This is a genomic window from Rhodococcus sp. LB1, from assembly GCF_001583455.1.
Lineage (GTDB): Bacteria > Actinomycetota > Actinomycetes > Mycobacteriales > Mycobacteriaceae > Rhodococcus_F > Rhodococcus_F opacus.
In genome coordinates, this window is the sequence record NZ_LTCZ01000087.1 from 40,234 (window position 1) to 46,233 (window position 6,000).

A 6,000-nucleotide genomic window follows, 5' to 3' on the forward strand; every position below is an offset into this window, starting at 1 on the left:
ACGGCGGACGAGCACTACCATCGGGACGGACGTCGACCATCCGACACCACCCGATCCCGAACCGCTGCAGGAGAGACACCGTGAGCACTCACACAGCCCGACCCCTCGGACCACAACTCGCCCTGGCCGGCACCGTCGGCAAGCGGGTGGACGTGCTGGTGATCGGGCTGACGTCGAGCTCGGACGGACCCGAAATCGCCCTCGGCGACGGCATCGTCGACGAATCGGTGCTGACCGATCTGCTCGACACGCTCGTCTCGGTCGGCGCCTCCGGCAAGGCGGAGGAGACGACCCGCATCCCGGCACCCGACACGCTTCCGGTCGACAGTGTGCTCGCCGTCGGACTCGGTTCGGCCGAGAAGCTCGACGCCGAGCAGATCCGCAAGTCCGCGGGCGCCGCGGCGCGTTCGCTCAGTGGCGTCGGCACCGTCGCGACCACCCTGTCCGTACTCGATCTCGGTGCGGCAGCCGAAGGTTTCGCCCTCGGCGCGTACCGGTTCACCGAGTTCAAGTCCGCGAAATCCGCTCCCGGCCCGGACGCACAGCCCGTCTCGCGGGTGGAGCTGCTGGTGTCGTCCCCGCGCGCCAAGGAGTCGAGGGAGACCCTCGCGCGCTCCGCGGCGATCGCCGACGCCGTCGCCACCGCGCGCGAATTCGTCAACACTCCCCCGAGCCACCTCTTCCCCGCCGAATTCGCCGACCGCGCAAAGGCTCTCGGCACCGACGCCGGACTGAAGGTCGAGGTCCTCGACGAGAAGGCACTCGAAAAGAACGGATACGGCGGCATCCTCGGGGTGGGCAAGGGCTCGTCCCGGCTGCCGCGGCTGGTCCGGCTGAGCTACTCCGCCAAAAAGCGGAACGCCCCCAAGGTCGCGCTCGTCGGCAAGGGCATCACGTTCGACACCGGCGGCATCTCCATCAAGCCCGCCGCAGGCATGGAGAACATGACGTCCGACATGGGCGGCGCCGCAGCCGTCGTCGCCACCGTTGTCCTCGCCGCCAAGCTCGGACTGCCGGTCGACGTCACCGCCACCGTCCCGATGGCCGAGAACATGCCGTCGTCCACCGCGCAGCGTCCCGGCGACGTCCTCACCCAGTACGGCGGAACCACGGTGGAGGTCATCAACACCGACGCGGAGGGACGTCTCGTCCTCGCCGACGCCATCGTCCGCGCGTGCGAGGACGACCCCGACTACCTCATCGACACGGCGACTCTCACCGGCGCGCAGATGGTGGCACTGGGCAACCGGACGCCCGGTGTGATGGGCACCGACGAGTTCCGCGACCGCGTCGCCGCCATTTCCCAGGAAATCGGTGAGAACGCGTGGGCCATGCCGATGCCCGCCGAACTGCGCTCGGACCTCGATTCGAAGGTCGCCGACCTCGCCAACGTCACCAACCACCGCTGGGGCGGCATGCTCGCGGCGGCCCTGTACCTGAAGGAGTTCGTCGCCGACGGCGTCCAGTGGGCGCACATCGACGTCGCCGGACCGGCGTACAACTCGTCGGGACCGTGGGGATACACCGGCCGCGGCGGCACCGGCGTGCCCGTGCGCACCATGATCGCGGTGATCGAGGACATCGCCGCCAACGGGTAGGCGCTCCGCGCCCGTGCGCCTTTCTGGTAGCTGGAACAACCAGCAAGGCGCACGGCGGCGAAGCCGCCTAGAGGTCGCGCTCGCGCTCCCGCTTCCGCTCGATGCGGCGCCGCGCGTCGTGGTCGCGCATCCGCTGCGGGTAGCCGGTCTTGCGGACGTCGTACACGGGGATGCGGAGGTCCTCGCCGAGTTTGCGGGCGCCGCGTTCACCGCCCACCCGGCGCCGGGTCCACTCGCCGTCCGCCGCAACGAGCACGACAGTGACTTCCGTCACTGTCGTCTGAGGTTCCACGTAGGCCTCCACACCGAGGTGCGTGCGAGTCCAGTTCGCGAGATACGCGGCGTCCTCCGGGGACGCCTGAGATCGGCCGGACCGAGGCCGCGAGAATCGGTCGAACAACCCCACGTCGAGCCTCCTCGAGTGCGTGCGCCCGACGATGCCGGCGACTGTCCTCCAAGTTTGCCAGCGCACGCCCGGTTTCCGCCGCACACGAAAACTACTGGCCGGTAGCGATTACGTCGCGACACACCGGAGTCCCCGACGGGTGCCCCTCGGCGGACACGCCCGCCGGATCAATGGAAAGATGTGGAGCGCCGACACAGCGAGTGGGTGACGACGAATCGGAATTACCTGCAAGTAGACGCAAGACACGTGCATCTCGAAGCACAATGGTTCACGACCACAAGTCGACAAAATTCAACAACCCGAACACAACTGTCGAGGAGTCAAAAGACATGGCCTTCTCCGTCCAGATGCCAGCGCTTGGTGAGAGTGTCACCGAGGGAACTGTCACGCGGTGGCTCAAGCAGGAAGGAGACACGGTCGAAGTTGACGAACCCTTGCTCGAAGTCTCCACGGACAAGGTGGACACGGAAATCCCGTCTCCCGTGGCCGGCGTTCTCAGCAAGATCGTTGCTCAGGAAGACGACACCGTGGAAATCGGTGGCGAGCTTGCCGTGATCGGCGACGCCGGTGAGGCTCCTGCCTCCGACTCCGCTCCCGCACCCGCCGCCGAAGAGCCCGCCGCGGAGCCGGCTCCCGCCGCGGAGGCGCCGGCCGCCGAGCCCGCGCCCGCAGCATCCGGCAACGGTTCCGCCGAGGGCACCGCCGTGAAGATGCCCGAACTGGGCGAGTCCGTCACCGAGGGCACCGTCACCCGCTGGCTCAAGGCCGTCGGCGACGAGGTCGCCGTGGACGAGCCGCTCGTCGAGGTGTCCACCGACAAGGTCGACACGGAGATCCCGTCCCCCGTCGCCGGTACTCTCCTCGAGATCAGCGCCGAGGAAGACGACACCGTTTCCGTCGGCGGTCAGCTCGCCGTCATCGGTTCGGGCGCGCCCGCCGCCAAGCCGGCCGCGGAACCGAAGCCCGAGCCGACACCCGAGCCCGCGAAGCCCGCTCCGGCCCCGGAGCCCGCGAAGCCCGAGCCCGCCAAGAGTGCACCGGCCCCGGCCGCCGCACCGGCAGCATCGGCGCCGGCTCCCGCAGCCGCCGCACCCGCTCCCGCGGCCACGTCCGGAGACAGCACCCCGTACGTCACCCCGCTGGTGCGCAAGCTCGCTACGGACAACAACGTCGACCTGTCCTCGGTGACGGGCACCGGAGTCGGTGGCCGCATCCGTAAGCAGGACGTCCTCGCTGCCGCCGAGGCCAAGAAGGCACCGGCCGCCGCTGCCGCGCCTGCTGCCGCACCGGCCGCCGCCGCTGCTCCCGCAGCCGCCTCCGCCGGGGTCCGCCCCGAACTGGCCCACCTGCGCGGAACCACGCAGAAGGCCAACCGGATTCGTCAGATCACCGCCACGAAGACACGGGAGTCGCTGCAGACCACGGCGCAGCTCACCCAGACCTTCGAGATCGACGTCACCAAGATCGCGGCCCTGCGCGCGCAGGCCAAGAACACCTTCCTCGAGCGCGAGGGCGTCAAGCTCACGTTCCTCCCGTTCTTCGCGAAGGCCGTCGTCGAGGCGCTGAAGTCGCACCCGAACATCAACGCCAGCTACGACGAGGCGAACAAGCAGATCACCTACTACGACGCCGAGCACCTGGGCATCGCGGTCGACACCGACCAGGGCCTGCTGTCCCCTGTGATCCACAACGCCGGCGACCTGTCGCTGGCCGGCCTGGCCCGCGCGATCGCGGACATCGCCAAGCGCGCCCGCTCCGGTGGGCTCAAGCCGGACGAGCTGTCCGGTGGCACGTTCACGATCACGAACATCGGCAGCCAGGGCGCCCTGTTCGACACCCCGATCCTCGTGCCCCCGCAGGCCGCGATGCTCGGAACCGGCGCGATCGTCAAGCGTCCCGTGGTCGTGACCGACGAGTCCGGCAGTGAGAGCATCGGCGTCCGCTCGATGTGCTACCTGCCGCTCACCTACGATCACCGCCTCGTCGACGGTGCCGACGCCGGCCGCTTCTTGACCACGATCAAGCAGCGTCTGGAGCAGGGAGCGTTCGAGGCCGACCTCGGCCTCTGATCGTCACCGGACTTCGAGCCGAACGTAGTTTCGCAGGGGCACCATTTCCATCAGGGATGGTGCCCCTGCGCTGTGAAGGAGGCTGTTGCACATGCGAGTGGTCATCGCCGGTTCCTCCGGGCTGATTGGCACCGCTCTCGTCTCGTCTCTCCGCGGCGACGGTCACGACGTCGTCCGCCTCGTCCGCCGGTCGTCCGCGGGTCCCGACGAGTCACGCTGGGATCCGCAGAAGGACCGGATCGACACGGGGATCCTCGCGGACGCCGATGCGGTCGTGAATCTGTGCGGCGTCGGGGTCGGCGACAAACGCTGGACCGGGGCGTACAAGCAACTGATCCGGGACAGTCGCATCGCCGCCACCGACGTCCTGGCCGAGGGCGTCGCCGAGGCCGCGGTGCCCGTGTTCGTGAATGCGAGCGCAGTCGGCTACTACGGCGACACCGGCGATCGGGTCGTCGACGAGACCTCGCCCTCCGGGACGGGTTTCCTCGCGGACACCTGCCGCGACTGGGAGGCCGCGACAGCCCCCGCCCACACCTCGAAGATCCGGACGGTTCTGCTGCGGAGCGGCATCGTCCTCTCGCCCCACGGCGGCCTGCTCGGCAGGCTGAAGACGCTGTACTCGTTCGGGCTCGGCGGCCGGCTCGGCAACGGCCGCCAGTACCTGTCGTGGATCTCGTTGGAGGACGAGGTCGATGCGATCAAGTTCGTCCTCGCCCGCGACGACGTCGCCGGCCCCGTGAACGTCACCGGCCCGGCGCCCGTCACCAACGCCCAGTTCAACGGCGCGGTCGCGCGGACGCTGCACCGTCCCGCACCGTGGATCGTTCCCGGGTTCGCGCTCAGCGCACTGGTCGGCGAGTTTGCGCAGGAAGGCATCCTGGCCGGGCAGCGCGCGATACCCACGGTGCTCGAGAACACGGGATTCCGGTTCCGGCACAACACCATCGGGGAAGCGCTCGACGCCGCGCTCGTGCGGTGAACCCACGTCGTCGCGGTGCGGCCGCAGCCCCGGCGTAACCTCTAGCGCATGAGCAGCGCGACACAATCCGCCCGTTTCAGCCCCTCCCCGATTTCCGTCGAACATCTCGGCACGATCGGGTATGTCGACGCCTGGGATCGACAGCGCGAGCTGGCGGCCGAACGCGCCGAGAACGTGGGTACCGACACGCTCCTCCTGCTCGAACACCCGGCCGTCTATACCGCGGGGCGCCGGACCGAACCCGAGGACCGTCCGACCGACGGCACTCCCGTCATCGACGTCGACCGTGGCGGGAAGATCACCTGGCACGGTCCGGGTCAGCTGGTGGGCTACCCGATCGTCAAACTGGCCGAACCGGTCGACGTCGTGCGGTACGTGCGCCGGCTCGAGCAGGCACTGATCACCGTGTGCACCGACCTCGGCATCGACTGCGGCCGGGTCGACGGTCGCTCCGGTGTGTGGCTGCCGGCGTCCCTCGACAACGGGCAGTGGCTGCCCGAGCGCAAGGTGGCGGCCATCGGCGTGCGGGTACAGCGTGGTGTCGCACTCCACGGCTTCTCGCTCAACTGCAATTCCGTTCTCACGGGGTTCGACGCGATCATCCCGTGCGGTATCCGCGACGCCGGGGTCACGTCGCTGTCGCGGGAATTGGGCCGCGACGTCACTGTCGAGGAGGTCACGCCCGTCGTCACGGCGGCCGTCGTCGCCGCGCTCGACGGCGAACTTCCGGTGACCGAACACGACATCGAGCGGGTCACGTTCGACTCCGCCGCCGCCGAGACGACGTCGTCCGCGCCCACCTTCACTACTGTTCAGTACGGTTGACCTCCGCTCCCCGGCCCGCCGGGCGCGACGGGCCGGGCGTACGATCGTCTCCGTGACTGTGGCCCCAGAAGGACGCAAATTGCTCCGCCTCGAGATCCGAAATGCGGAGACTCCGATCGA

5 protein-coding genes and 1 pseudogene are annotated in these 6,000 nt (G+C 69.1%); 5 read left to right on the plus strand and 1 reads right to left on the minus strand.

Going from position 1 to position 6,000, the window contains the following annotated elements:
• Positions 1 to 80: 80 nt before the first annotated feature.
• A complete protein-coding gene (locus tag AZG88_RS15370) occupies positions 81 to 1,598 on the plus strand; it encodes a leucyl aminopeptidase (RefSeq protein WP_061698178.1) in 1,518 nt (505 codons plus the stop codon).
• Between the two features lie 67 nt (positions 1,599 to 1,665).
• Here AZG88_RS15370 and AZG88_RS15375 read toward each other — a convergent pair whose 3' ends face one another.
• On the minus strand, positions 1,666 to 2,004 hold the full coding sequence (locus AZG88_RS15375; RefSeq protein WP_005247738.1) for a hypothetical protein: 339 nt from the start codon (positions 2,002 to 2,004) through the stop codon (positions 1,666 to 1,668).
• Between the two features lie 329 nt (positions 2,005 to 2,333).
• On the opposite strand from AZG88_RS15375, the gene sucB reads away from it, so the two are divergent.
• The 4 genes and pseudogenes from sucB to AZG88_RS53635 form a co-directional block, all read left to right on the plus strand.
• On the plus strand, positions 2,334 to 4,073 hold the full coding sequence (sucB, locus tag AZG88_RS15380) for a 2-oxoglutarate dehydrogenase, E2 component, dihydrolipoamide succinyltransferase (protein WP_025432898.1): 1,740 nt from the start codon (positions 2,334 to 2,336) through the stop codon (positions 4,071 to 4,073).
• A gap of 91 nt (positions 4,074 to 4,164) precedes the next feature.
• Positions 4,165 to 5,055 carry a TIGR01777 family oxidoreductase gene (locus AZG88_RS15385; RefSeq protein ID WP_025432899.1) on the plus strand — a complete coding sequence of 297 codons (891 nt, stop codon included), beginning with the start codon at positions 4,165 to 4,167 and terminating at the stop codon, positions 5,053 to 5,055.
• Positions 5,056 to 5,103: 48 nt separating this feature from the next.
• Positions 5,104 to 5,880 (plus strand): lipoyl(octanoyl) transferase LipB, encoded by a 777-nt coding sequence (lipB, locus tag AZG88_RS15390; protein WP_005247748.1) that lies wholly within the window; start codon positions 5,104 to 5,106, stop codon positions 5,878 to 5,880.
• Positions 5,864 to 6,000: pseudogene (locus tag AZG88_RS53635) on the plus strand (lipoyl synthase); the annotation flags it as partial. The gene lipB and the pseudogene AZG88_RS53635, both read left to right, overlap by 17 nt.

What these genes read in the sequence shown, in the direction of transcription:
- sucB (WP_025432898.1), top strand. Translation starts at nt 2,334, where the DNA reads ATGGCCTTCTCCGTCCAGATGCCAGCGCTTGGTGAGAGTGTCACCGAG.
- AZG88_RS15385 (WP_025432899.1), top strand. Translation starts at nt 4,165, where the DNA reads ATGCGAGTGGTCATCGCCGGTTCCTCCGGGCTGATTGGCACCGCTCTC.
- lipB (WP_005247748.1), top strand. Translation starts at nt 5,104, where the DNA reads ATGAGCAGCGCGACACAATCCGCCCGTTTCAGCCCCTCCCCGATTTCC.